The organism is Marinospirillum celere, from assembly GCF_900112235.1.
Taxonomy (GTDB): Bacteria; Pseudomonadota; Gammaproteobacteria; order Pseudomonadales; family Halomonadaceae; genus Marinospirillum; species Marinospirillum celere.
In genome coordinates this window covers 282,717-303,737 of sequence record NZ_FOLH01000002.1, presented here as the reverse complement: position 1 = coordinate 303,737, position 21,021 = coordinate 282,717, and the positions used below count along the sequence as shown (strand labels likewise).

The 21,021-nt window shown below is 51.2% G+C and carries 22 protein-coding genes; 4 read left to right on the top strand and 18 right to left on the bottom strand.

Annotation, left to right across the window (positions count from 1 at the left end):
• The first annotated feature begins 104 nt into the window (after nucleotides 1-104).
• Nucleotides 105-965 (top strand): undecaprenyl-diphosphate phosphatase, encoded by an 861-nt coding sequence (locus tag BM185_RS05995; protein ID WP_091960744.1) that lies wholly within the window; start codon nucleotides 105-107, stop codon nucleotides 963-965.
• A gap of 10 nt (nucleotides 966-975) precedes the next feature.
• On the opposite strand, the gene BM185_RS05990 is transcribed toward BM185_RS05995, so the two are convergent.
• The 6 genes from BM185_RS05990 to hemA all read right to left on the bottom strand — a co-directional run bounded on the left by BM185_RS05990 (nucleotide 976) and on the right by hemA (nucleotide 6,614).
• Nucleotides 976-1,872: a DMT family transporter gene (locus BM185_RS05990; RefSeq protein WP_091960738.1), complete on the bottom strand. Its 897-nt coding sequence runs from the start codon at nucleotides 1,870-1,872 to the stop codon at nucleotides 976-978.
• 24 nt (nucleotides 1,873-1,896) lie between these two features.
• The gene (locus BM185_RS05985) at nucleotides 1,897-2,658 is read right to left on the bottom strand and encodes a HesA/MoeB/ThiF family protein (RefSeq protein ID WP_091960735.1); all 762 of its coding nucleotides are present in this window, start codon (nucleotides 2,656-2,658) and stop codon (nucleotides 1,897-1,899) included.
• Nucleotides 2,655-3,167: a leucine-responsive transcriptional regulator Lrp gene (lrp, locus tag BM185_RS05980; protein ID WP_091960731.1), complete on the bottom strand. Its 513-nt coding sequence runs from the start codon at nucleotides 3,165-3,167 to the stop codon at nucleotides 2,655-2,657. Before lrp ends, BM185_RS05985 begins: the two co-directional genes overlap by 4 nt.
• 155 nt (nucleotides 3,168-3,322) lie before the next feature.
• Nucleotides 3,323-4,168 (bottom strand): peptide chain release factor N(5)-glutamine methyltransferase, encoded by an 846-nt coding sequence (gene prmC / locus BM185_RS05975; protein WP_091960728.1) that lies wholly within the window; start codon nucleotides 4,166-4,168, stop codon nucleotides 3,323-3,325.
• Nucleotide 4,169: 1 nt separating this feature from the next.
• Entirely contained in the window at nucleotides 4,170-5,252 is a 1,083-nt protein-coding gene (gene prfA, locus BM185_RS05970) for a peptide chain release factor 1 (RefSeq protein WP_091960725.1), read from the bottom strand.
• Between the two features lie 69 nt (nucleotides 5,253-5,321).
• The gene (gene hemA, locus BM185_RS05965; protein ID WP_091960722.1) at nucleotides 5,322-6,614 is read right to left on the bottom strand and encodes a glutamyl-tRNA reductase; all 1,293 of its coding nucleotides are present in this window, start codon (nucleotides 6,612-6,614) and stop codon (nucleotides 5,322-5,324) included.
• A 244-nt stretch (nucleotides 6,615-6,858) separates the two neighbouring features.
• Here hemA and BM185_RS05960 point away from each other — a divergent pair, with 244 nt between their 5' ends.
• The 3 genes from BM185_RS05960 to ispE are packed head-to-tail and all read left to right on the top strand — an operon-like array spanning nucleotide 6,859 to nucleotide 10,021.
• Nucleotides 6,859-8,586 carry a tetratricopeptide repeat protein gene (locus BM185_RS05960; RefSeq protein WP_177203486.1) on the top strand — a complete coding sequence of 576 codons (1,728 nt, stop codon included), beginning with the start codon at nucleotides 6,859-6,861 and terminating at the stop codon, nucleotides 8,584-8,586.
• Complete coding sequence (gene lolB / locus BM185_RS05955; RefSeq protein WP_091960717.1) at nucleotides 8,583-9,167, top strand: lipoprotein insertase outer membrane protein LolB; 585 nt, start codon at nucleotides 8,583-8,585, stop codon at nucleotides 9,165-9,167. The genes BM185_RS05960 and lolB overlap by 4 nt, the downstream gene beginning before the upstream one ends.
• A complete protein-coding gene (gene ispE / locus BM185_RS05950) occupies nucleotides 9,164-10,021 on the top strand; it encodes a 4-(cytidine 5'-diphospho)-2-C-methyl-D-erythritol kinase (protein WP_091960714.1) in 858 nt (285 codons plus the stop codon). The genes lolB and ispE overlap by 4 nt, the downstream gene beginning before the upstream one ends.
• Nucleotides 10,022-10,024: 3 nt before the next feature.
• Here ispE and lipA read toward each other — a convergent pair whose 3' ends face one another.
• The 12 genes from lipA to BM185_RS05890 all read right to left on the bottom strand — a co-directional run bounded on the left by lipA (nucleotide 10,025) and on the right by BM185_RS05890 (nucleotide 20,943).
• A complete protein-coding gene (gene lipA, locus BM185_RS05945; RefSeq protein WP_091960712.1) occupies nucleotides 10,025-10,990 on the bottom strand; it encodes a lipoyl synthase in 966 nt (321 codons plus the stop codon).
• On the bottom strand, nucleotides 10,987-11,646 hold the full coding sequence (lipB, locus tag BM185_RS05940; RefSeq protein WP_091960709.1) for a lipoyl(octanoyl) transferase LipB: 660 nt from the start codon (nucleotides 11,644-11,646) through the stop codon (nucleotides 10,987-10,989). Before lipB ends, lipA begins: the two co-directional genes overlap by 4 nt.
• Nucleotides 11,647-11,925 carry an HP0495 family protein gene (locus BM185_RS05935; protein WP_091960706.1) on the bottom strand — a complete coding sequence of 93 codons (279 nt, stop codon included), beginning with the start codon at nucleotides 11,923-11,925 and terminating at the stop codon, nucleotides 11,647-11,649.
• Between the two features lie 46 nt (nucleotides 11,926-11,971).
• A complete protein-coding gene (locus BM185_RS05930) occupies nucleotides 11,972-13,105 on the bottom strand; it encodes a D-alanyl-D-alanine carboxypeptidase family protein (RefSeq protein WP_245751711.1) in 1,134 nt (377 codons plus the stop codon).
• Between the two features lie 113 nt (nucleotides 13,106-13,218).
• Complete coding sequence (locus BM185_RS05925; RefSeq protein WP_091960701.1) at nucleotides 13,219-14,112, bottom strand: septal ring lytic transglycosylase RlpA family protein; 894 nt, start codon at nucleotides 14,110-14,112, stop codon at nucleotides 13,219-13,221.
• 20 nt (nucleotides 14,113-14,132) lie between these two features.
• Nucleotides 14,133-15,149 (bottom strand): lytic murein transglycosylase B, encoded by a 1,017-nt coding sequence (gene mltB / locus BM185_RS05920; RefSeq protein WP_245751709.1) that lies wholly within the window; start codon nucleotides 15,147-15,149, stop codon nucleotides 14,133-14,135.
• An 18-nt stretch (nucleotides 15,150-15,167) separates the two neighbouring features.
• Entirely contained in the window at nucleotides 15,168-16,307 is a 1,140-nt protein-coding gene (gene rodA / locus BM185_RS05915; protein ID WP_091960698.1) for a rod shape-determining protein RodA, read from the bottom strand.
• The gene (mrdA, locus tag BM185_RS05910; protein ID WP_091960695.1) at nucleotides 16,307-18,181 is read right to left on the bottom strand and encodes a penicillin-binding protein 2; all 1,875 of its coding nucleotides are present in this window, start codon (nucleotides 18,179-18,181) and stop codon (nucleotides 16,307-16,309) included. The genes rodA and mrdA overlap by 1 nt, the downstream gene beginning before the upstream one ends.
• 7 nt (nucleotides 18,182-18,188) lie before the next feature.
• Entirely contained in the window at nucleotides 18,189-18,656 is a 468-nt protein-coding gene (rlmH, locus tag BM185_RS05905; protein WP_091960693.1) for a 23S rRNA (pseudouridine(1915)-N(3))-methyltransferase RlmH, read from the bottom strand.
• Entirely contained in the window at nucleotides 18,653-19,003 is a 351-nt protein-coding gene (gene rsfS / locus BM185_RS05900) for a ribosome silencing factor (protein ID WP_091960690.1), read from the bottom strand. The genes rlmH and rsfS overlap by 4 nt, the downstream gene beginning before the upstream one ends.
• Nucleotides 18,993-19,676, bottom strand: coding sequence for a nicotinate-nucleotide adenylyltransferase (gene nadD / locus BM185_RS05895; protein WP_091960687.1), 684 nt, complete (start codon nucleotides 19,674-19,676; stop codon nucleotides 18,993-18,995). Before nadD ends, rsfS begins: the two co-directional genes overlap by 11 nt.
• A gap of 10 nt (nucleotides 19,677-19,686) precedes the next feature.
• Entirely contained in the window at nucleotides 19,687-20,943 is a 1,257-nt protein-coding gene (locus BM185_RS05890) for a glutamate-5-semialdehyde dehydrogenase (protein ID WP_091960683.1), read from the bottom strand.
• Nucleotides 20,944-21,021: the final 78 nt, after the last annotated feature.

Sequence of the window (21,021 nt, the reverse complement as noted above, 5' to 3'; positions counted from 1 at the left end):
ATCCGTTGGCAAAAGAAAAATTATCGCATAGAAAATCAGGGGAAACACGCTTGGCAACTTTTGCTATAGTAGCTGGCATTTTTTAACGGTCAGGGACTTGCAGTATGTCGATTGCCATCGTGGTTTTTCTGGGCATCATTCAGGGTGCCTTTATGTTTCTTCCGGTCAGCTCCACGGCTCATTTAGTGCTTGCCCAGCACTGGCTGATCGGTCAGGGCGCTGACCTGCCTGCCCCTGACAGCCCGGAAATGATTTTATTTGATCTGGTCGTTCATGTTGGCACCCTCATTTCCATTGTCGTGGTCTTTCGTCGCAGCCTTTGGCGTTTGACGTGCGACACTCTGTCAGGGCTGCGCAACATGCTGGCCAAACCCTCGCCTATCCCTTTAGCGGTTCGCTTGGCATTGCTGCTTGCCCTGTCCGTCCTGGCTACCGGGGTTATCGGCATTACCTTTAAGCTTTTTTTCGAAGCCATTTTTGCCTACCCGCAAATGGTTGCCCTGACCTTGACCCTGACCGGCATCCTCTTGTGGATTTCCGATAAGCTGCCACCCCGCCCCAAGGGTCTTAGAGACATCAAGCCTTCTACGGCTTTGATTATAGGTGCCGCTCAGGGTTTGGCGCTCATCCCGGGGATCAGCCGCAGCGGGATCACCATTGCCGCCGCCCTCTTTACTGGTATGAAACGTCGCTGGGCCGCTGAATACAGCTTCTTTTTGGCCATCCCGACCATCCTGGCGGCTACGCTGGTGCAAGCCATTCAAGTCTATTCAGCCGACACCAGCAGTCTGCGCTTGGGTTGGATGGAAATGGGGGTAGGTATGCTGGTTGCCGCTCTAGTTGGCACCTTTGCACTCTACCTGGTGGTCAGGCTGTTAAGAAGAGCCCAGCTGCGATTTTTTTCCTGGTACCTGTGGCTGTTGGCCGGGCTGGTTCTTTTTGGCTTTATTCCAGTAGGCTACTAAAGCGCCCTAATTAGCGTCGATTGGCCCAGTAAACACCCAAGACAGTGACCAGCATGCCTACCAATGCCAGGGTGGTCATGCGCTCATCAAACAGAAGCCAGGCTTCCAGAGCGGTCAGAGGTGGCACCAAATAAAAATAACTGGCTGTACGCGTGGCTTCCCCTGCTTTGATCATCATCAATAGCAGCAGAAGCGCCCCGACAGAAAGAACCAGGACGGACCAGGCCAGAGCAAGAGCAAAATCTGGATGCCATTCAACCGCCCCCTCACCACTCAGCCAGACACCCGCAAGAACCAGCACAAAGGTCGCTGAGTACTGCATAAAAGAGGCGGCCAACAAGGGCTGGGGATCACAAGCCTGCTTTTGGTAGAGAGTGCCCAGGGTAATGCCGAATAAAGCCAGCAACACCCAAAGCAAGCCTTGCCAGGTAATCGCCACCCTATCCACATCCATATCTGCGGTTTGCTGTAAAACCAGCAAGACACCCAGAAGACCTAGGACTAGCCCGGCCCATTGTTTAAGGCCCAACCTTTGTTGCCAGACCAGATAAACCAAGAGCCCAGTCAGTAGCGGTTGTAGCCCGACCAAGAGAGCCGTTAAGCCAGCCGGAATACCAGCATCAATCGCGGAAAAAACCCCACCCAGGTAAGCTCCATGAATCAGCGCACCAGCGACCAGCTGTTGTCGCCAAAGTCGCCAGGAACGGGGCAGCTGCACAGTAAAGAGTTTTAACAAGAGGGCAAAGCAGAGTAGGTTAAAACCCATCCGCCAGCTAAGAAAAGTAAAGGGATCACTATAGGGCAGGCCATATTTGGCACTGATAAAACCGGTACTCCAAAGCAGCACGAAGAGCCAGGGAACCACGCGGTACAGCCAGGGAGCAGTAAAGAATTGGCGATTAATCATCAGTAGAACCCAGCCAAACGCTCATCAATGGCCACAACAGGCACACTGAGGATCCTTAGCCAATTTCAAGGTACGCATTTCAGCCCTTAGGGCATCATAGGTGACGAGCTTACCCACTGCGGGTTGACCACAAATAGCAAGCAGCTTCATCGCTTCCACGGCTTGCAGGCTACCGATTACACCCACTAGCGGGGCCAGAACACCACTTTCCGAGCAGGTGAGTTCTTCGTCCTGAGCTTTTTCATCATAAATGCAGGCATAGCAGGGGCTGGTCTCCTGGCGAGGATCAAAGACAGCTAGCTGGCCTGAAAAACGTATTGCTGCACCAGAAACCAAGGGCTTGCCAGCCTGCCAGCAGGCTCGATTGACGGCAAAGCGGGTCGAAAAGCGATCACTGCAATCACACACCAAATCCACTTCACTGATGGCCTGCAACAACGCCTGACCTTCCAGCTTTTCTGGATAGGTTCTTAGCTTGAGCTGGCTGTTGATTCGTTGCAGTTGCTGGGCTCCTGACTCTACCTTAAGCTGACCAATACTGCTTTCCTGGTGAACAATTTGACGTTGCAGGTTGGAAAGATCGACCTCATCGTGATCAGCCAAATGGAGTTCACCGACCCCGGCAGCAGCCAGGTAAAGCGCAACGGGTGATCCCAAACCACCCAAGCCAATAATCAACACTCGACTTTGCAGCAGGCGCTGCTGTCCGGCAACATCAATTTCTGGCAGCAGTAGCTGGCGACTAAAGCGCAGCAGCTCTTGGTCGGTCATTTCACGCTGGATCATCCCAGGCAATCCTGCTCGAATTCCTGAAGCTCAGGAACATAAATCGCTGTATCTTCTTTCACTTCTTCCATTACCACATAGCTTTTCGATTCCTTAACCCCTGGAAGGGTCAAGACGACATCGCCCAAGAGTTGGCGATAAGCACTCATTTCAGGAATTCTACACTTGAGAATATAATCAAATTGTCCAGAAACCAGATGACATTCTTGGATCTGTGGCAGCTTGGCTACGGCCTTACGAAACTCATCAAACACTGCTGGCGATTGAGTTTCCAGGCTGATTTCCACAAAAACCAGCAAATTGGCCCTTAAATACTTGGGGTTCAATATGGCCTTGTAGCCCTTGATCACACCCTTGCGCTCCAAGCGCTTAACCCTTTCCAGGCAGGGTGTTGTCGACAGACCCACCTTGTTGGCCAGGTCGACATAAGAAATACGGGCATTATCCTGCAAGGCTTGCAGAATCTTCAGATCGATCTTATCCAGAGTTCTGGTTTTATTGTTTTTCATGAAGCTAGCCTTTTATTTTTGTATATCAGCTTAAAGCTTCGGCAATCCAATCGTGGGGCCACATCTACCTCTATCCAGTTGATCTTGCCAAAAGCTCTCCCTCTTTTAGAGTTTTATCATGTTATATCCATAAAAACCACACCCAAATAAAAGGTTTAAACTTTTGGGCGACGTCCCTGAGTGATTCGAGGCTGACCGGCATAATCCTGAAAGCCAGAGATTTCTACCAAGCCAGCCCGGGCAAAAAGCTCGGCCACTGCTTCAGCCTGATCATAACCCTGTTCGACCAGGAGCCACCCCCCGGGTTTTAAGCGCTGCTCAATCCCGGATAACAACTTGCGATAGGCCTCAAGACCATCATCGCCGCCAACCAAGGCCGTTTGTGGCTCAAAGCGGACATCCCCCTGCAGGAGATGCGGGTCGTCAGGATGAATATAGGGCGGGTTGCTGAGGATCAGATCATAGTCGCCGGGTGGCACTGACTGCCACCAATCGGATTGCCAGATGCGTACGTCCAATTCCAGCTGGCGGGCGTTTTTTCTGGCCAGGGTCACTGCCGCAGGCTGAAAGTCAACCGCCTCAACCTGCCAACCCGGCCGTTCTTTTTTAAGAGCCAGAGCCAGGGCACCCGTTCCTGTACCCAGATCCATGACCCGCAAAGCGGGCGCTTCGCCCAGACTCAAAGCCTGTTCAACCAGGCATTCAGTATCGGCACGAGGAATCAGAGTGGCAGGCGAAACCTCTAGCCTTAACCCCCAGAATTCCCAAGCACCCAAAATCCAGGCTAAAGGCCTACCATCCAAACGCTGCTGCAACCAGCTAGCCAGTTGTTCTTGCTGAATGGGGGTCAGGGTTAGTTCAGGCCAGGCAAAGAGGTAGGCCGTATTCTTTTGCAGCTGCTGGCACAAGAGCATTTCAGCTTCCTGGCGTGCATTTTCCTGGCCTGCTTCCTGTAATTGCCGACTGGCTTCAAGCAACCAGCTTTTAAGCGTCACGGCCATGTCAGTCACTGAGCCTGGCCAGAAGTTCTGTTTGCTGTTCCTGCGCCAATGCAGAAACCACTTCATCCACCTGGCCGGTTAAAATTTCATCCAGCTTGTAGAGCGTCAGGTTGATACGATGATCCGTGACTCGGCCCTGTGGAAAATTATAGGTCCGAATGCGCTCGGAACGATCACCACTGCCCACCAGAGAACGACGGGCATCGGCCTGGTTTTTATGGGCCTCTTCTTCAGCCTGTTGTTTAAGCCGGGTCGCCAGCCAAGCCATAGCCTTGGCCTTGTTTTTGTGCTGGGATCTTTCCTGCTGACACTCAACCACCAGACCGGTTGGCAAGTGGGTAATCCTGATTGCTGAATCGGTGGTATTAACATGCTGGCCGCCTGCGCCTGAAGAGCGGAAGGTATCAATACGCAGGTCAGCCGGGTTGATATTCACATCTTCGACTTCATCAGCTTCCGGCATCACCGCAACGGTACAGGCGGAAGTGTGAATTCGCCCCTGAGATTCGGTGGCTGGAACCCGTTGCACCCGGTGCACACCTGATTCAAATTTCAACCAGGAATAAACATCCCGACCACTGATACGGGCAATGATTTCTTTATAGCCACCTGCTTCACTGGCATTGGCGCTGAGCACCTCAACCTGCCAGCCCTTGCCTTCTGCAAAGCGGGTATACATCCGGAAGAGGTCACCAGCAAAGAGGGCCGCTTCATCCCCCCCGGTGCCTGCTCTGACTTCCAGAAAAATATTCCGGCTGTCATTCGGGTCTCGGGGCAAAAGCAAACGCTGCAACTCTTGTTCAAGATCGGCTAAACCGGCCTTCAGCATCTGAGCTTCTTCTCGACCCATTTCACGCATTTCCGGGTCTTCATCCGAGGCTAGGGCTTCAGCCGCTGCCAAATCTTCCTGCTGTTGGGTATAGTCTTGGTAGGCTTGAATGACCGGTTCCAGCTCAGCATATTCTTTTGAATAGCTGCGAAATTTATCCTGCTGACTGATGGTTTCAGGGTCTGATAGCAAAGCTGACAACTCTTCAAAACGATCACGCAGGTTATCCAATTTGCCGAGTATTGATGTTTTCATAAATGAGGTTTATCCAGAGAACTGAAAGGAAAATTCAGGAAAGAAAACTGAAGTAAAGACTCAAGCCAGCTAGGGCTCTTTATTGGCCCGGGGTTTGGAAAGCTCTTCCGGGTCTGTCAGATTCAGGAGTTCAGAAGCCGCCGCCAGCAAATCAGCACGATTTTCAGCCGAAGCTTCACGGAGCTTGAGTGTTGGATGATGCAGCCACTTATTGGTTAGGCTGCGGGTCAAGCGCTGCAAGACTTCCCGGGCATCCTGCCCTTGATCCAACTGGGACAAGGCCAGCTGCAATTCAGTGTCGGCCAGTTCCTGAGCATTGCGCCGGAACTCACCAATCATACGCCCGGCATCTCTTACCCTTAGGCTACGCAGAAATTCCTGTACACTGCCACTAATCAGCTCTTCGGCCTGTCGGGCCGCTTCACGTCGCGCAGCCAGGTTTTCATCAATGACTTCTTGCAGATCATCCACGGTAAAAAGAAAGACATCGTCCAGCTGGTCCACCTGAGGCTCTATGTCCCTGGGCACAGCGATATCAACCATAAAAATGGGTTTGTGACGACGTAGTTTCAGCGCCCGTTCGACCATTCCCTTACCCAGTATGGGTAAGGGAGCCGCGGTTGAGCTAATTACGATATCCGACTTGACCAGGCAATCAGGAATGGCATTCAGTGCCACAGCTTCAGCTTGCATTTCATCGGCCAAAACCTGGGCTTTTTCCACAGTTCGGTTGGCAATGGTCATTTTCTGAACCCCGGCCTGACGCAAATGACGCGCAACCAGTTCTATGGTTTCACCCGCGCCGATTAACAGGGCATGGCTATCTTTCAAGTCGGCAAAGATTTTTTGGGCAAGACTGACCGCAGCATAGGCCACGGAAACCGGGTTGGTTCCTATACCTGTTTCCGTACGCACACGTTTGGCCGTTGCAAAGACCTGCTGAAACAAAAGCTCCATGCCTGAACCCAGAAGCTGCTGCTGCTTGGCAAGATCATAGGCATCTTTGATCTGTCCCAAAATTTGCGGCTCACCCAGGACCATGGAATCCAGTCCACTGGCAACCCGCATTAGGTGACCTATTGCAGACTGGTCTTCATGTACATAACTGTACTCAGCGATTTCTTCCAGCGACAAGCCATGAAATTCACTGAGCCAGGTCAGCAGAGGACGAGCATCCCCGGCCTCCACGAGAGTGTAGACTTCAGTGCGATTGCAGGTAGATACTATGGCTGCTTCTTTGATACTCTCATGCTTGCGTAACTGCTGACTGGCTTCTTCCAGCTGGGATGGCGTAAAAGCCACCCGTTCACGCAGAGCAACGGGTGCCGTCTTATGATTTATGCCCAGAGCTAAGAAACGCATTGGCTGTACTGCTGGCACCGTCAAACGTCACTCCAAGGTATTGGCAGCCCCTGACTACTAAGGGGAAAGAGTGCAAAAAAATACAACTGCTTACAGTTTTTGCAGAGCAGCTGACTATAAGGACGTTATGATAGCACAATCAACAGTGAAACCAGACTCAAGGCAGATGCGTAACCTTTATTTTTCTCTTATTGCTTGCTACAGATCATGCTTCAATTGCATCTTTGCTCTGCTGCTGGTCAGTTTGCTAACCGCCTGTGCTTCCAGTCAGCCTGCGGAAACCTCTACTAATGCTGGTCAACCGGTCGAGTCAACGTCCCTTTATATCCACGACAGGGACACCCAATTACCTGAAGTCCAGGGCCTCAATCAAAACCTGGTTTTTGGGCTCCTTAGTGCCGAACTGGCCGGACAAAGAAACCAGCTCAACTATGCCCTGGAAACCTATTTGCAGCTGGCCATAGAAACACGTGACCCTGGCCTGGCAGAAAGAGCCACCTGGATCGCCCAGTTTGCGCGCCAGCCTCAACAAGCACTTCAGGCAGCCATTCTTTGGGCCAATACAGCTCCCAATAATCCGGATGCCCAACGCACAGCGGCTGGGTTACTCCTCCAGAATGAGCACTACCTGGAAGCCTTCGACCACTTACTGCGTTACGAACGTCTTGGCGGTGAAAGCAACTATTCACTCCTAGCTGGACACTTGGCAGAAAGCGCCAATCCGGTTATTGGTGAACTCTACAAGTTGATGCTGCAAGAAAGCCAACAAAGAGAAGAACCCACCACTGACCTGCTCACTGCCCTGGCACTACTCAGCGAAGAAAGTGGCAATTTGGAGCTGGCCAAGCAACACCTTAACCAGGCACTCGGCAAAGAGCCCAACAATGTCCGGGCTTTACAGTTGAGAGCACGTATTTATCGCCAGCAGGGTCGAGTAGAGGCTGCCCAGCAACTTTTGGAAGAGGCCCTGCATGAAAACCCTGAAGAAGTCAGGCTCTGGTTGGAATTGGCCAGAACCCAATTGCAGAACCAGCAGCTGGAAGCAGCAGAGCAATCTTTTGAGCGCATCATCAGCTTGCAGCCTGACAACCCGCAAATCAGATTGGCACTGGCCCGCATTCAACTGGAAACCGAGCAGTTTGAAGCAGCACGTACCAGCCTTTTAGCATTAACTGATGATGAACTTTTAGCTGACCAGGCCTATATTCACCTGGCTGAGCTGGCCGAACGCGAAGGCCAAATTGAACAGGCTTTAGATTATTATTACCGGGTTCAAGGAGGGCAGGCGTTACTGGAAGCCGCCAGAGCCAGAGTCGATATTCTGACGGCACGCAGTCAACACCAGGAAGCGCTTGAGTATCTAAACTCGCTGCGCTTATCCAACCCAGAACTAACAACACCCCTCACCCTTCAGGGTGAACAGCTTCATCGCCAGCAGGAGCGTTTTGAAGAGGCCATCAAATGGATAGATCAAGGCCGCAAACTCCTCCCTGACAACCAGGAATCCCTGCGTTTACTTTACGCCCGTGCTCTGCTCAATTATGAACTCAAACAGCTGGACGCCATGGAAGCGGACCTAAGGCTTTTGCTGGCCACAGACCCTGACAATGCCATGGCCTTGAATGCCCTGGGTTATACCCTGGTCAATCTCACCGATGATCGTATTGAAGAGGGCCTGGAACTGATCAAAAAAGCCTATCAGCAAAACCCTGAATCACCTGAAATTCTTGATTCCCTTGGCTGGGCGCTCTATCGCCTTGGCCGCTTGGAAGAAGCCAGAGAATATCTGGAAGAAGCCTTCCAGCGCCTACCCGATGAAGAAATTGCCGCCCATTTGGCGGAAACCCTCTGGGACCTGGGTGAAAACCTGGAAGCACGCAACCTGCTCTACCAGATGCTGGACTCTCAGGAAGCCACACCAACTATTGATGATTTGCTGCAAAGACGCCCTCAGTTGATACCTCAACCATGAAACCATCTAAATTTTTACTGTTATTGACGCTCTTCACTAGCCTGTTGGTTGGCTGCGCAAGTCACCCTCTGCCACCAGTCCCCAAACCAGACTCAGTTGCCCCCAACGCCAAACTCTGGCATTGGCAGGTTCAAGGTCGCCTGGCAATTAATGATGGTCAAGAGCGTCATTCCGCCAACCTGGATTGGCAACAACAGGGCTTTGAATATGAACTGATGATTTTTGGACCCCTGGGCCAGGGACGCGCCCGACTTGAAGGTCAGCCTTTTCGTGTGCGCTTGACCACTTCTGATGGCAAAACCCTGGAAGCTTCCAGCCCCGAGCAACTCATCCGTGAAGGCTTGGGTTGGGATCTGCCGCTTTCCAACTTGATCTATTGGGTACGCGGCCTACCGGCTCCCGGCGAACACCTCTATCTGGATACCCAACTGCTCAGGCAAGGGCATTGGGAGGTTGAGTGGCGACGTTTCACTGAGGTGGAAGGCTATCAGCTACCCAGCTTAATTATTGCCCGCCAGGGAAATTTTGAACTGCGTCTTGCCGTCAATACCTGGACTCTGCACAGGAACAACCAGCCTTGAAGACCTTAACCCTACCGGCACCCGCCAAACTGAATTTGATGCTGCACCTGGTTGGACGGCGCGCTGATGGCTACCACCTGCTGCAAAGTGTTTTTCAATTTCTTGATCTTGCTGACGAACTGCATTTTCAGCGCCTTGATGCCGACCAGTTAGAACTAAAAACGCAATTAGCTCAAGTCAAACAGGAAGACAACCTCATCTGGAAGGCCGTTCAGCTCCTGGCACCACTGCGCCCCCACCCCAAGCTGGGTGTCAGCATCCAGCTAGAAAAACGCCTGCCAATGGGTGGCGGACTAGGTGCAGGCAGTTCTGATGCAGCAACCACCCTGCTTGCCCTGAATCAGCTTTGGGAATTAAACCTGAGCCTGGATTACTTGGCCGAGCTGGGGCTCCAACTGGGTGCTGATGTCCCTGTTTTTGTTCGCGGTCAAACCGCCTGGGCGGAAGGAATTGGTGAACAGCTGGAACCTCTTAGCGTGCCTGCTGAACACTATCTACTGATTCATCCAGGCTGCCATTGCTCAACTGCAGAACTCTTCCAACACCCTGACCTGCCCCGCTCGACAGCCAAGATCAGCAAAGAGCAAGCACTGGACCACCTGGGATCCAATGATTTTACAACACTTGCCAGACGCCTTTATCCGGCCCTGGATAGCAGCTTTCATTGGCTGGAAGAGCAACAGCTGCAGCCCTGGCTGACAGGCACAGGAGCCTGTGTCTTTGCTCACTTGAAAGAGCCAGCTCAGGGCCATGAACTCCTGCAACAACTGCCAGAAAGCTTTGGCGATCAGCCTCTACAAGGCTGGGTTGTTAAAGGCTGCCAGCTTTCACCTGCTCATCAAGCCCTGATCTAAAAATCAACCGACTTTTTCACCATGGGCTTGTTTGTCTGCATGGTAAGAGGAGCGTACCAGCGGGCCGGAAGCGATGTGTTTGAAGCCCATTTTGTAACCCTCTTCGGCAAACCAATCAAAAGTTTCCGGGGTTACCCAACGATCTATAGCCAGATGGTCTTTTGAAGGCTGCATATACTGTCCCAGAGTCAGCATGTCGACCTTATGGGCACGCAGATCGCGCATGACATCCAAGACCTGCTCATTGGTTTCTCCAACACCCAGCATCAAACCAGATTTGGTCAAAACATCTGGGCAGATCTCTTTATAGCGTTGCAGCAACGTCAGTGACCACTGGTAGTCCGCACCGGGACGCACCTTTTTATAGAGCTGGGGTACCGTTTCCAGGTTGTGGTTGAACACATCCGGGGGTGTTTCTTTAAGAATCTCAAGGGCAACGTCCATACGTCCACGAAAGTCGGGAACCAGGACTTCAATTTCCAGTTCGCTCATTCGAGTGCGCAGTTCCGAAATACAGGCAGCAAAGTGTCCAGCACCGCCATCACGCAAATCATCACGATCCACAGAGGTGATCACCACATACTTGAGCTGCATTTCGGCAATGGCTTCAGCCATTTCGCGTGGCTCATTTTCATCCAAAGGATTGGGACGACCATGGGCCACATCGCAAAAGGGGCAACGGCGAGTGCAGATATCGCCCATAATCATGAAGGTTGCTGTGCCTCCATGAAAGCACTCGCCCAGGTTTGGACAGGAGGCTTCTTCGCAAACGGTATTGAGTTTATGCCGACGCAAGGTTTCCTTGATGCGTGTCACTTCGGGTGAAATAGGCATTCGAACTCTCAGCCAATCCGGCTTCTTGGGCAAAGTTTCGGTAGGAATAACCTTTACCGGAATGCGTGCGGTTTTATCCGCACCACGCAGTTTTTCACCTTGAACGATCTTCTTTGCTTGTGTGTTTGCTGTCATGCCAGCTCCTGCCAGGAGTTCGTGGTATTAACCTGCTGATGCCCAAGGCGACGCAGGATGATAGAAAGCAGGCCATCCCGGGCCTGATCAAAGCGGATATCCGGCTGCAAATCAATCAAACGGGTTACAGGCATGCCTGCGTAGCCACAAGGGTTGATGCGTTTAAAGGCATCCAGCTCACAGTCAATATTGAAGCTGAGGCCGTGAAAACTACAGCCGCGACGAATTTTCAAACCCAAGGCCGCTATCTTGGCCTCACCGACATAAACGCCAGGCGCATCGGCACGGGCTTGAGCGGAGATACCCAGGCTGTCAAGGTAATCAATCAAACTTTCTTCAATCAAGTTGACCAGATCCCGTACGCCATACTCCAGGCGCTTTACATTCAGGAGTAAATAGATAACCAGTTGACCTGGTCCATGCCAAGTGACTTGTCCACCTCGGTCCACTTTGACAACAGGTATGGAGCCTGGGTCCAGCAGGTGGATGTCCTTGCCAGCCTGGCCTTGGGTAAAGACACTGTCGTGTTCAAGCACCCAAAGCTCATCAGCGGCATCCGCAGTACGTTCATTGGTAAAAGCCTGCATTTTTTTCCATACAGGCTCATAAGGCTGGCGATCCAAATAACGCAGGATCAGCGGTGGGCTTGCCTTCATTCAAAGAACCATCTGAACACGCCCAGTTTCTTTCAAGGCTTGATGCAGACGAGTTAGGTGTTGCTCACTTTCCGCTTCAATAGTCACTCGTACTGATTGAAAGCGGCCATTGCGACTATCCATAACGCTGACACTTTCATGAACATAGCCTGTCTCTGTGGTGATGAGCACATCCAGTACACAGGCTTTAAAATCAGGTGCCGCTTCCCCCATCACCTTAATAGGAAACTCACAGGGAAATTCAATTTTTGGAGCCTCGGCGGCTGTTGTCTGAGTCATGGCTCACCTATAACCAAGTAATTTTGTCAATTATAGCCCAGCCTGTTTAACTGAACAAACCTATGACGAACATTAGCAGGCTGTGCCACAAGCGCTTGAAAAAACCTGCCTGCTCCAGGTTCTCCAGAGCAATCAGGGGCTCACGTGCCACCACCTCATCGCCCAGGCGAACAACCAGGGTTCCCAGCTCTTGGCCGGCTCTGATAGGTGCCTTAATGGTTGAATGAACCTCAACTTCTGCCTCCAGGTTAGCCTGCTCACCTCTGGGAATGGTGGCATAAAGCTCATCTTTCAAGCCCAATTCCACTTCATCGCGCACCCCTTGCCAAACACGCGCCCTGTCGAGCACTTCATAACGCTCGTAGAGCTTGGGAGTTTCAAAGTACCGAAAACCATAGGTCAGCAGCTTCTGACTTTCTTGGGCTCGCCCTTCTTCACTTCGTGCACCCATGACCACGGAAATCAGACGCATATCATTACGCACCGCCGAAGCAGCCAGACCATAACCTGCTTCTGTGGTATGCCCGGTTTTCAAACCATCAACGCTGGAATCACGCCACAGCAGACGGTTACGGTTACTCTGGCGAATTCCGTTATAGGTAAACTCCCGCTCTGAGTAGAGGGAATAGTGCTCAGGGTAGTTAATAATCTTTTCTTGGGACAGGATGGCCATATCCATGGCTGTCGAATAGTGGCCTTCATCAGGCAAGCCAGTTGAGTTTTTAAACTGGGTGTTCTGCATACCTATGCGACGGGCATGTTGATTCATCAAGTCAGCAAAGGCTGCTTCACTTCCAGCCAAATGCTCTGCAACAGCTACAGATGCATCATTACCCGATTGAATCACCACCCCTTTTAGCAAGTCCTCAATACTTACAAAGGTGCCTTCCTGGATAAACATACGTGAACCTGGCATCCTCCAGGCCTTAACACTGACCCGAACCAAATCATCCAGCTCCACATTGCCACGCTTGATTTCATATTCCAGCAAATAGCTGGTCATCATTTTAGTCAAGCTTGCAGGGGGCAGTTGTTTATCAGCATTGTGTGCAGCAATAACCTTTCCGCTATGAGCATCCATCAATACCCAAGCATTAGCTGCCAGTTGGGGTGGCGCCGGAATCATAACCTGGGCATGTGCAACCAGGCCGAATGCCAGCATCAGTGCTGCACTTAGCATTAATTGGGATACCAAGGTCTTAAGGGGTAGAAACAAAACAAATTTAACCGACATCAGTAATTACTCTATTAATACTCAAATGGAAGAAACCTTAGAAATTCTACTTCACACAATCAGTTTCTGACCCTAAAGGGGCGACCAAGTTCTGAAGCTTCAAGTTTACGAATAGCCACTTCGGCAGAAGCTTCTTCCAAAGGCCCGACCTGGACGCGATAGAGGGTCTGATCACTGACTACTCTGACCGGGGCCTGGGTCAATTCTCTGGCACGGGCTTGCAGACGCTGAGCAGCCTCGGCATTACCTAGCGCACCAACCTGAAGGAAAATACCGCCATTGGCACTCGCAGCTGATTGGTTGGACTGCCTGCCTCTGGAGTTTTGGCTAGCCTGCCATTGTACAGGATCGATCGCTTCTATCCGAACCCTTGCTGTCCCCTTATCCAGCATATCCAGACGGTAGGCAGCAGCATAGGAAAGGTCGATTACCCGGTTACCAACAAAGGGCCCCCTATCATTAACCCTGACAATGACTTGCCGATTGTTTTCCAGATTGGTTACACGCACAAATGTCGGCAAAGGCAGACTGGTGTGGGCTGCTGTCATTGCAAACATGTCATAGATTTCACCATTAGAGGTTTCGTGACCATGAAATTTGCTGCCATACCAGGAAGCCACCCCTGTCTGGGTAAATCCGCGGCTGGATGGCATAACTCGGTAGGTACGCCCAAAAACCGTGTAGGTGGACGCATTACCGCGGCGACTACGTTCTTCAGGCACAGGAACGGCATCAGGAACTCGGGAAACATCCGGTGGATTGGCCGGCATGCTGTCAATTCTTTGAGTGTAGCGTCCCCCACCCGAACTGACGATCTTGTCCTGCAGGGTGTAGCCACCGCCTCCCCCGCCAGGGCCATGCGCTCCGAAGACACCTCCTCCGCCACCCACAGAACAACCTGTCAGCACCCCTAAAGGCAGCAGTAGCACACCAAGGCGTAAATAGCGGTACATTTTTCTTTCTTTCCTGAAGCTTATTGACGCAAGGCCTCAGCCAGTTCGTAAACAGCAAGTGCATACATACGGCTGTGGTTATAGCGTGTTATGACGTAAAAATTGGGTAAACCCAAAGCAAAGCGCTCGCCCTCTTCAAGCTTAAAAGCCATGGGCAGAACACGCGTTGAATCAATGACACCCTGGCGTTCTTTGGCTTTCAAACCAGCAGCTTCTGCTTCTGACAAGGGTATACGCTCAAAACGATTACGGCGCAAATCCGCAAGGCCATTGCCATCACCTTCCAAACGGGCCTTCAGCAAAATAGGTTCGTCACTTTGCCAGCCATGCTCCTTGAAGTAGTTGGCTACTGACCCTATGGCATCAACCGGATTCGTCCAGATATCGATAAAACCATCACCGCTAAAATCAACAGCAAAATCACGGTAGCTGGTAGGAATAAATTGGGGATAACCCATAGCACCAGCATAGGAGCCCATCGGCAAGCGTGGATTCAACCCCTGTTCACGAGTCAGATTCAAAAACTCGGTCAGTTGGGTTTGAAAAAAGCTGGATCTATCTCTAGGTGTGTCTTGGGGGTAATCAAAACTCAAGGTCGCCAGTGCATCAATCACCCGGTGACGGCCCTTGTTGCGACCATAAAAGGTCTCAATACCAATAATTGCAGCGATAACTTCTGGAGCCACGCCATATTCTGCTTCAGCCCTGGCCAGAGGTTCTTCATATTCTTCCATGAACACTCGGCCTGCATCAATTCTTTGCTGGGTTATAAAGATTTTGCGGTACTCATACCAGGGCAAAACCCTTTCCGCAGGGCGTGACATCAGGTCTTGGATATCCTGACGTTTCTGAGCTTGAGCAAAAAGGCTACTCAGTTCTTGGCGATCATGGCCCTTGTCGTTGACTAACTCATCAATATAGGCCTGGACATCTCCTCTCAGTGCGGGATCGTAGTAGCCGGCTGCAGCCAAGCCAGAAACACTCAGTAGACCAGCTATTAACAGGCCTACAGCAAACTTCTTGTTAATCAGCAACACCCTTTAACTCCCAGACTGTTATTTATTGAGCAGGCTCTTATGTGTGTGAATCGACATGAGCACACCAAAACCGGCCATAAGAGTCAAACTTGAAGTACCGCCGAAACTTACCAAAGGCAGAGGAACCCCAACAACGGGCAAAAGCCCACTAACCATCCCTATGTTAACAAAAACATACACAAAGAAGGTAAAAATGATCGCTGACGCTAACAAGCGACTAAAAGTTCCTACCGCTGAAGCAGCTATCTGCATGCCTCGCCAAATAATAAACAAATACAAAGCCAATAGCAGACTAACACCTATCAGCCCAGTTTCTTCAGCTAAGACAGCAATAATAAAATCCGTGTGTCGTTCAGGCAAAAATTCCAAACGTGACTGAGTTCCTTGCAGCCAGCCCTTACCCTCCAAGCCACCAGAGCCTATTGCTGTTTTTGATTGAATAATATTCCAACCGGTTCCCAGGGGATCACTTTCGGGGTGCAAAAAAGTCAGCACCCGGTTGCGCTGATAGTCATGCAACATCCACCAGAGAGCAGGTAAAGCAGCTAACACCAGGGTCAAGAAAGAGAAAATTATCTTCCAACTCAAACCCGCCATAAAAAGCACGATCAGGCCGGCAGAAGCAACCAGTACAGAAGTCCCCAAATCAGGTTGCCGGGCAATCAAAAGCACCGGAATTATCATTAAGATCAGGCTAAGACCTAGGTGTTTAAAGCCTGGAGGCAGTTGCCTTTGAGATAAATAGGCAGCCAGCATCAGCGGCAAAGCCAGCTTCATCAGTTCCGAGGGTTGAAAGCGGAACCCGCCCATCACTAACCAACGCTGAGCCCCCTTGGCATCCGTTCCAATAAAAAGCACAACCACCAAGGCCAATAATGACAAGAGGTAGACCGCTGGTGCCCAACGGCGCATATAACGCGGTGGGACCTGAGCCACTGCAACCATGACCACCAAGGCCAGAGCAAAACGATAAGCCTGGGAAATCGTGGCTTGAAGGTTACTGCCAGTCGCACTGTAAAGAACCAACAAACCTGCACCCATCAGTACAAGCAACGCCAAGAGCAGCATTCCATCAAGATGAATGCGGGTAAGCAGGTTTTCTTTTTTCTTTAGATGCAGGTGAGCACCTGGCAGCTTCCATTGAAAATCGCGAGGCATTAGTTGCTCTCCAACTGTGCGAGACGCTCAGGGGTCAGGTAGGCATCAAAAATGCGACGGGCTATGGGTGCAGCAACCTGACTACCCCCTCCTTCAGCATTCTCTACAATCAATGCCAAAGCAATTTGTGGGTTATCTGCGGGAGCAAATCCCATGAAAATAGCATGGTTACGCAGATGTTCAGGCCTATCCACCGGCAAGTTGTTTTCATCTTCTTCCTGACTCAGACTGAACACCTGGGCTGTCCCGGTTTTACCTGCAATCCGGTAAGCCGCCCCGCGACCTGAAGCCCGAGCTGTGCCTTCATGACCGTGGAGTACAGCTTCCATGGACGAATAAATATAAGACCAGTTTTCCGGGTCAAGTTTCGGAACCGGTTCCCGATCTGACAACACATCCGGCACTAGGCTGGAAGGCTGGCTTTCCCTTAGCATCCGAGGTTGCACCCAATGGCCCTGATTAGCAAGCACTGAGGTAGCCGTAGCCAATTGCAGCGGTGTGGTTAACCAATAACCCTGTCCGATACCTGCACTCAGGGTTTCGCCAGGGAACCAAGGTTGCCTGTGAACTTCGCGCTTCCATTCACGACTGGGCATTAAACCACTGCGTGCACCCAACACATCCAAAGCGGTTTGTTCACCAAAGCCAAACTGACGCATATAAGCTGAAATACGATCAATGCCCAACTCATAAGCCAGGCTATAGAAAAAGGTGTTATTGGATACTGCAATAGAGCGGTGCAAATTCACGGTGCCATGCCCCCAGCGCCGCCAGTTACGATACAAGCGGTCATCATTGGGCAGTTGGAAGTATCCAGGATCATGCATTTCCATATCCCGGTCAATAATACCCAGCTCTAAACCAGCAAGACCCACAAAGGGTTTAACCGTTGAGCCTGGGGCATATTGCCCGCGACTGGCACGATCAAAGAGGGGTAATTGCGGATCATCCCGTAAACGGCTAAAGGCTTGGCCATCCAGGCTACCAACAAAGACATTGGGGTCATAACCAGGTGAACTCACCAAAGCCAGAATGCCGCCTGTTTCTGGCTCTATGGCAACCAAACCAGCGCGACGACCTTGCAATTCTTCATAAGCCACCTGCTGAAGAGCACTGTCCAAATGCAGGGTCAAATCAGCGCCGGGAACCGGGGGTTCAGATTCAACAACACGCAGTACCCGGCCTCGGGCATTGGTTTCTACGCGCCTATAGCCAACCTGACCATGCAGCAGATGTTCATAATGGCGCTCTATCCCGGTTCGACCTATATAATGAGTCCCGGCATAAGCACGGCGGTCCAGGGTTTCCAAATCGTCGGTACTGATACGCCCAACATAGCCGAGCGCATGAGAAACCGCTTCACCAGCCGGATAGTGCCTTAACAGTTGTGCTGAAACTTCAACGCCCGGAAGAAGATGGCGATTGACAGCTAAACGAGCGATCTGCTCTTCATTCAACTGATCAAGCAAGAGTGCGGGTTCAAACGGGCGCCGCCGATGGCGACTACGTTCAGTTAGAGTGTCTGCACATTCTGCATCCTGTTCCAGTAATTCACAGATTAGATCAACCACTTCACGCACATTACCCGCCAGCTCGCGGGTCAGCGTTAAACTATGACTGGGCAGGTTGTCGGCCAGCAAGCGGCCTTCACGATCAAAGATCAAACCTCGAGTGGGAGGGATGGCTTCAACGGCTGTACGATTACGCTCTGAGCGACTGACGTGCTGGTCGTATTGAAACACCTGCAAATAAGCCATGCGACTAAAAAGAACGCCGATCAGCGCAAACACCAGTATCATAAGTAAGCGAGCACGAAACTGGAAAATTCGATTTTCCTTTTCTGGATCCTTAAGCTGTCGGCGAAACTCATTCATGGTTCGTTCAACGATGATAGGGGTGGCCGGACAAAAGCGTCCAGGCACGATACAACTGTTCAGCCAGCAAAACTCTGACCAGGGGGTGCGGCAAGGTTAATGCAGAAAGCGACCAGCGTTGTTCTGCACGAGCCAAACAGTCTCGGGAAAGACCATCAGGCCCGCCGATAAGCAGAACCAAATCTCGCCCATCCATTCGCCAGTCTTCAGCTTGAGCAGCTAAGTCTTCGCTGCTCCAACTTTTGCCTTTAACATCCAAAGCGATCACCTTGTCTTTATCTTTGATTTTTGACAAGAGGGCTTCCGACTCTTTAGCCAAGGCTTTCTTCAAATCCTTTCCCGCCTTACGCTGCCCCAGCGGAGTTTCTTCAAAGACTACTTTAAATTCAGGTGGTAGGCGCTTCAGGTATTCATTAACACCTTCCTCGACCCAGGCAGGCATCTTCTGCCCTACGGCAAGTATCCGGATTTTCAAAACCCTTCCTGATCCTCAGCTAGGGAAAAGTCCCCCCAAAGCTTTTCCAGATCATAAAATTCACGGGTTTGGGGTTGCATGATATGCACGACCAAATCTCCCAGGTCAACCAGCACCCATTCACCAGCATCCAGACCTTCCAGGCTCAGCGGGGTCACCCCGGAAGCTTTCAACTCACCTACTAAATTGGTTGCCAAGGCACTAACCTGGCGTGATGAACTGCCAGATGCGATCAACATAAAGTCGGTCACGCTACTGGCTTCACGAACGTCTAGCTCGACTAGATCTTTGGCTTTCAAATCTTCCAGCGCTTTTAGCGCCAATTCTTTCAGTTGTTCAACTTGCATGGCTACTCTTGATGGTTTTATCGACAGGAACATAAAGCCCCTGACTAAATAGATAGTTTATCACCGCATCTGGCAGAAGGTAACGTACTGAAGCCTGCTGCGAAAGGAGGCGGCGGATATAGGTAGCCGAAACCTGCATGGCACTGGGCAGAGCCAGTCGCAGTATACGGCCTGCAGGTTTTGCATTAAGTGCTTCTCCTGCTTTCAATTCATACTGATCCAGCAAGTCGAGTAACTCTTCAGAAGCCGGTTGCTTTTCTCCCGGCCTGGCAATCACGATTAAGTGGGCCTTTTCCAACAACAGGTCTCTACGTGACCAGGACGGCAACCCCAAGAAGGCATCCCAGCCCAGAACCATAGCCAAGGGCTGCTGGTCACCATAGTCTTCACGCAAGCTTTCCAGCGTATCGATTGACCAGGAAGGTCCTGGCCTGCGCAGCTCTCTGTCATCGGCAACCAGAAGTGGCTCATCTGCAGTAGCCAGCTTGAGCATTGCCAAACGTTGTTCAGGGCTGGCACTGGGCTGATCACGATGCGGGGGCAGTTGACAAGGAATTAGATGCACCCGAGCCACTGGAAGCACCTGGGTCAACTCCAAAGCAGAACGCAGATGCCCGTTATGTACGGGATCAAAGGTTCCGCCATACATGAGCACCAGAGATGTTGACGCCATTACGGAGTCCTTATTCACGAATATGACCATTTCCCAGAACAACATACTTTTGAGAGGTCAGGCCTTCCAAACCAACGGGGCCACGCGCATGAATCTTATCCGTTGAAATTCCAATTTCAGCACCCAGACCATATTCAAAACCATCTGCAAAACGAGTAGAGGCATTGACCATGACAGAACTGGAATCCACTTCATTTAAAAAGCGTCGTGCACGTGTGAAGTTTTCAGTAACGATTGCATCAGTATGATGAGAGCCATAACGGTTGATATGCTCAATGGCATCATCCAAGGAGTCGACAATTTTCACAGCCAGAATCGGGGCCAGATATTCAGTCGTCCAGTCAGAATCGATGGCCGCTTGCATAGCAGGTGCAAGCAAACGTGAACGTGAACAACCACGCAACTCCACACCCTTTTCTATATAGGCTTCTGCCAACAAAGGTAAAAGGCTCGCCGCCTGGCTCTCATGAACCAGCAGGGTTTCCATGGTATTACAGGTGCCATAACGGTGGGTTTTAGCATTGATAGCAATCGCCAAGGCTTTATCTTTATCCGCCTCCTGATCCAGATAGACGTGACAAACGCCATCCAAATGCTTAATAACTGGAATTCGAGCACCTTCACTGATGCGTTCTATCAACCCTTTACCGCCACGCGGAACCAAAACATCCACGTACTCGCTTAGCTTTATAAGTTCACCGACGGCTTCACGATCTGTGGTTTCCACCACTTGAACAGCCTCTGCAGGTAGGCCTGCCAACTCCAAACCACTGGCCAAACAGGAGGCTATTGCCTGATTAGAATTAATCGCTTCAGAGCCGCCGCGTAAAATAGCCGCATTACCAGATTTCAAACACAAACTGGCTGCGTCGACCGTCACATTAGGGCGGGATTCATAAATAATACCAACCACGCCCAGGGGCACACGCATTTTGCCCAATTGAATGCCACTGGGACGATAGTTCATATCAGTAATGGCGCCCACAGGATCGGGAAGACTGGCAACCTGTTCCAAGCCCTCAATCATGGCATCGATTCGGGCGGGGGTTAATTCAAGACGATCCAGAAGGGCGGCATCCAGCTGTTTGGCAGCACCGGCGCGCATATCCAAGGCATTGGCTTGCAATAGCTGGTCTCGACGCGCATCAAGCTCTGCCGCCGTTGCCAATAAGGCTTTATTTTTTGTCGCAGTGGTTGCTGCTGCGAGTTGCCTGGAAGCTTGGCGTGCCTGGCGGCCAAGCTTTTGCATGTATTCTGCGATGTTCATCATTCATCTCTTTATAATGGATGTTTTCTTCTCATGATGCGAACGAATGGGCATTATACGCAAGTAGCAGGCTTTACC

What these genes read in the sequence shown, in the direction of transcription:
- prmC (WP_091960728.1), bottom strand. Translation starts at nt 4,168, where the DNA reads ATGGCCGTGACGCTTAAAAGCTGGTTGCTTGAAGCCAGTCGGCAATTA.
- hemA (WP_091960722.1), bottom strand. Translation starts at nt 6,614, where the DNA reads ATGCGTTTCTTAGCTCTGGGCATAAATCATAAGACGGCACCCGTTGCT.
- lrp (WP_091960731.1), bottom strand. Translation starts at nt 3,167, where the DNA reads ATGAAAAACAATAAAACCAGAACTCTGGATAAGATCGATCTGAAGATT.
- BM185_RS05995 (WP_091960744.1), top strand. Translation starts at nt 105, where the DNA reads ATGTCGATTGCCATCGTGGTTTTTCTGGGCATCATTCAGGGTGCCTTT.
- lipA (WP_091960712.1), bottom strand. Translation starts at nt 10,990, where the DNA reads ATGACAGCAAACACACAAGCAAAGAAGATCGTTCAAGGTGAAAAACTG.
- BM185_RS05990 (WP_091960738.1), bottom strand. Translation starts at nt 1,872, where the DNA reads ATGATTAATCGCCAATTCTTTACTGCTCCCTGGCTGTACCGCGTGGTT.
- rsfS (WP_091960690.1), bottom strand. Translation starts at nt 19,003, where the DNA reads ATGCAAGTTGAACAACTGAAAGAATTGGCGCTAAAAGCGCTGGAAGAT.
- prfA (WP_091960725.1), bottom strand. Translation starts at nt 5,252, where the DNA reads ATGAAAACATCAATACTCGGCAAATTGGATAACCTGCGTGATCGTTTT.
- lipB (WP_091960709.1), bottom strand. Translation starts at nt 11,646, where the DNA reads ATGAAGGCAAGCCCACCGCTGATCCTGCGTTATTTGGATCGCCAGCCT.
- BM185_RS05985 (WP_091960735.1), bottom strand. Translation starts at nt 2,658, where the DNA reads ATGATCCAGCGTGAAATGACCGACCAAGAGCTGCTGCGCTTTAGTCGC.
- lolB (WP_091960717.1), top strand. Translation starts at nt 8,583, where the DNA reads ATGAAACCATCTAAATTTTTACTGTTATTGACGCTCTTCACTAGCCTG.
- BM185_RS05890 (WP_091960683.1), bottom strand. Translation starts at nt 20,943, where the DNA reads ATGAACATCGCAGAATACATGCAAAAGCTTGGCCGCCAGGCACGCCAA.
- mrdA (WP_091960695.1), bottom strand. Translation starts at nt 18,181, where the DNA reads ATGAATGAGTTTCGCCGACAGCTTAAGGATCCAGAAAAGGAAAATCGA.
- nadD (WP_091960687.1), bottom strand. Translation starts at nt 19,676, where the DNA reads ATGGCGTCAACATCTCTGGTGCTCATGTATGGCGGAACCTTTGATCCC.
- BM185_RS05925 (WP_091960701.1), bottom strand. Translation starts at nt 14,112, where the DNA reads ATGTACCGCTATTTACGCCTTGGTGTGCTACTGCTGCCTTTAGGGGTG.
- BM185_RS05935 (WP_091960706.1), bottom strand. Translation starts at nt 11,925, where the DNA reads ATGACTCAGACAACAGCCGCCGAGGCTCCAAAAATTGAATTTCCCTGT.
- BM185_RS05930 (WP_245751711.1), bottom strand. Translation starts at nt 13,105, where the DNA reads ATGCTAAGTGCAGCACTGATGCTGGCATTCGGCCTGGTTGCACATGCC.
- rodA (WP_091960698.1), bottom strand. Translation starts at nt 16,307, where the DNA reads ATGCCTCGCGATTTTCAATGGAAGCTGCCAGGTGCTCACCTGCATCTA.